Source organism: Streptomyces alanosinicus, from assembly GCF_014650595.1.
In the GTDB taxonomy this organism is placed as follows: Bacteria; Actinomycetota; Actinomycetes; order Streptomycetales; family Streptomycetaceae; genus Streptomyces; species Streptomyces alanosinicus.
The window spans coordinates 1-2,635 of record NZ_BMVG01000121.1 but is presented as its reverse complement, the minus strand read 5'-3'; the positions used below and the strand labels follow the sequence as shown (position 1 = coordinate 2,635).

Sequence of the window (2,635 nt, the reverse complement as noted above, 5' to 3'; positions counted from 1 at the left end):
CGACCACGAAGGGCCGCTGCCCATCATCGAGGGCACCGTCATCCGCCTCGCCGTGGAGAAGCTGCCCAGCGGCGGGGTGAACAAGCCCGCCTGGCTGTGGTGGTCGGGCACCGCCGCCACCGCGACGGACCTCGACCGCTGCTGGCAGTCCTTCCTGCGACGCTTCGACATCGAGCACATGTTTCGCCTGTTCAAGCAGACACTCGGACGGACCAGGCCCCGGCTCGGCAGCCCGGAGGCGGCAGACCGGTGGACGTGGCTGGTGATCGCCGCATACACCCAGCTCCGGCTCGCCCGCCCGCTGGCCGCCGATCTACGGCGTCCCCGGGAGAAGCCGGCCGAGCCGAACAGACTGACACCCGCCCGCGTCCGACGAGGGTTCAGGAACCTGCGAGCGAAGACCGGCTCTCCAGCTGGTGCACCGAAACCGTCCCGCCCCGGGCCCGGCCGACCGCCCGGCTCGAAGAACCGTCGCACAGCCACCCGTCATGACGTGGGCAGAGTCCTCGTGACCGGCGAGGCATACAGCCGACCTGCTCACCACAAGGTCGGCACGAAACCCCGCCGCACTGGATAAACGACAAGCAGAGAAATCTCCCCCCAACTCGAACCCGACGAATTGGGGCCGCAAGGGCCAAACCCGGCCCCCTTGTCCGGCGTAACCGGCCCGACCACGAACCCGACCACCACCCCTTGTCCACCTCTGCTACCGCCCCGACCACCGCCGCGTTTCCCCTTGACCACGCCCGCTACCGGCGGCCGTCAGACCGCGGACAAGGGGGTCCCCTGCACGCTGCTCCCTCGATCACCGCCCACCCAAGGGTGGCCCGAAGCGAAGGAGCCACCACGATGACCACCCACCGACCCCCGGCAGGCGCCCGGCGCGCCCACCCCGACCACGGGCCCGACCAGCACCGGGCAAGCCGTTCCGGCCTCCTGCGGTGCGCACTCGGGAGGCCACTGTGGAACCCACTTTGGTGCCCGACCCCGAGCCGGACGGAGAAAGCCCAGGTCACCACGCAAATCGCGGCGCGTGCCGCGTTGTCACAACCCTCTTCTCTCCTCCTGAACTTTGTAGTGATGTCCGTGGAGGAGGAGATCATCGGGTCCGGGGGCCGGATGCCCTCTGCGGCCGGGCGCGGCCGGCGCTCGGCAGGTGGCCGCGCGCGCCAGACGACGGGGAGGGAGCGCAGCTGATGGCAGGGAAGCGTGAGGAGAACCCGGCGGGGTCGTCGAACAACCTGCGCGGCGACGTGCTGCGCGTGCTCGGTGTCGGCGTACACCTGAACGTCCCCACCCGCGTACGGATGAACGCGGCCGGTTCCTGAGGCGGTGAGGAACGTTGGTCGGCTTCCGCCGACGCGCTTCCCGCAGTTCCGCACTCTCCTGGCTGGTCACCCCGGGCTTGGTCCCCTCGTCGATATCCGCCCGGCGCATCCACTTCCACAACGTCATCGGGTGGACCCCGAAGTCGGTGGCCACCTGCTCCACCGTGACACCCGGGCCGCGGTTCCTCGCGACCCGCACGACATCCTCGCGGAACTCTTCCGGATAAAGCTTGGGCACAGCGACATCCTTCCCACCCGCCCTACAGGGCAAGCCAGTTCAGATGTCACCCGATCGTGCAGCAGACCCATGCGCACTGGCCCCTGTGGAAATGTCGCAATCCGGGTTTGATGCGCACTTGTCCTGTCAGCTCAGCGCGAGCAATCGGGGGTCGTTGGAGTTCGCGGTCGGTCACGATCAGTGAGAACCGACCCCTTGCCTCAAGCAGGGACAGAAATGCCCTGACTGTGCGGGTAGTTCACTCACACAGGTGGTTCGCCTTTTCTGTTCGCATGCGTAGCTTCCCTGCCGGGTAGCTCGGTCGCGCGTTGCGGGACTCGGGTGCGCCTGCCCGGCTGTCTGGCCGCGTGACATCGCCATCTCGTAGTGGAGGCTTCACCATGGGTCGTATTCGCTCGTTCGCCGTCGCCGCGGTCGCTTTGGCCGCTGCTTTCGGCGCTGTACCCACCGCGACCGCGGCCTCCTCGGCACCTGCCCGTGCGTCCTACCGCTGCACCCCCGGATACTTCTGCATCTACAGCGGCTGGAACGGTGGGGGAACTCGTTGCCAGTGGTCGCAGAGGAGCAAGGCCAACACCGCCGACGACTGTGCCTTCATCCGGAGGGGACAGAAGGTGCGCTCCCTATGGAACGGGACCGGACACCGGGTGCAGTACTACACCCAGACCAACTACCACGGCCGCGTCGGGTCCACCCCCGCTGGAGCGGGCGGCAACTTGCAGGGCAGCTACCAGATCCGTTCGTTCAAGCCCCAGTAGGCAGCTGACGGAGATCGACACCGGGCAGTTAGGATCCAGGGCACCTGCGCATCGAAGCCGGGATTTGCGCATGGGATCGCGGACCCTACGCGGCTGTAGGGTCCGCGTCTCTGCGAGCACTCACCAATCGGGGTGAGGGATTGCCGCCTCGGGCCGCGTGGATTCCCGCACCAAATGGTTGACGGCCCTGCTGTCAGGCGAAAGCCGATTCGGCTTGGCCGGGGTCGATACCGTACAGTTCACCGTACCGACGCGGGGTGGAGCAGCTCGGTAGCTCGCTGGGCTCATAACCCAGAGGTCTTCTCTGAACT

At 67.6% G+C, this 2,635-nt stretch carries 2 protein-coding genes and 2 pseudogenes; 3 read left to right on the top strand and 1 reads right to left on the bottom strand.

Going from position 1 to position 2,635, the window contains the following annotated elements:
* Together IE277_RS46495 and IE277_RS49145 are read left to right on the top strand one after the other, a co-directional pair.
* Positions 1–577: pseudogene (locus IE277_RS46495) on the top strand (NF041680 family putative transposase); the annotation flags it as partial.
* Positions 578–1,196: 619 nt separating this feature from the next.
* Entirely contained in the window at positions 1,197–1,328 is a 132-nt protein-coding gene (locus IE277_RS49145; RefSeq protein ID WP_268252748.1) for a hypothetical protein, read from the top strand.
* Between the two features lie 40 nt (positions 1,329–1,368).
* On the opposite strand, the pseudogene IE277_RS49140 reads toward IE277_RS49145, so the two are convergent.
* A pseudogene (locus IE277_RS49140) lies at positions 1,369–1,566 on the bottom strand (transposase); the annotation flags it as partial.
* Positions 1,567–1,946: 380 nt separating this feature from the next.
* Here IE277_RS49140 and IE277_RS46485 point away from each other — a divergent pair.
* Positions 1,947–2,324: a peptidase inhibitor family I36 protein gene (locus IE277_RS46485; protein WP_189960164.1), complete on the top strand. Its 378-nt coding sequence runs from the start codon at positions 1,947–1,949 to the stop codon at positions 2,322–2,324.
* The last annotated feature ends 311 nt before the right edge of the window (positions 2,325–2,635 follow it).